The sequence below is a fragment of the Stenotrophomonas sp. Steno-Z1 genome, from assembly GCF_056393175.1.
In genome coordinates this window covers 1-469 of sequence record NZ_JBWJPB010000027.1, presented here as the reverse complement: position 1 = coordinate 469, position 469 = coordinate 1, and the positions used below count along the sequence as shown (strand labels likewise).

Annotated in this window: 1 protein-coding gene; it reads left to right on the top strand. The window is 63.5% G+C overall.

Features of this window, described 5'->3' with window-relative positions; translation table 11 throughout:
• Positions 1-468 (top strand): EF-Tu C-terminal domain-related protein (locus AC06FD_RS20450; RefSeq protein ID WP_478078736.1); only part of this gene is annotated, 468 nt, incomplete at its 5' end.
• Position 469: the final 1 nt, after the last annotated feature.

Genomic DNA, 469 nt, shown 5'->3' with positions numbered 1-469 from the left:
GGCGAAGAAATCGAAATCGTCGGTATCCGTCCGGTCCAGAAGACCACCGTCACCGGCGTGGAAATGTTCCGCAAGCTGCTCGACCAGGGTCAGGCAGGCGACAACGCCGGTCTGCTGCTGCGCGGCACCAAGCGTGACGACGTCGAGCGTGGCCAGGTCCTGGCCAAGCCGGGTTCGATCAAGCCGCACACCCAGTTCGACGCCGAAGTCTACGTCCTGTCCAAGGATGAAGGCGGCCGCCACACCCCGTTCTTCAAGGGCTACCGTCCGCAGTTCTACTTCCGTACCACCGACATCACCGGTGCGGTCGAGCTGCCGGAAGGCGTGGAAATGGTCATGCCGGGCGACAACGTGAAGATGGTTGTCACGCTGATCAACCCGGTCGCCATGGACGAAGGCCTGCGCTTCGCCATCCGCGAAGGCGGCCGTACCGTCGGCGCCGGCGTGGTCTCCAAGATCATCGCGTAAT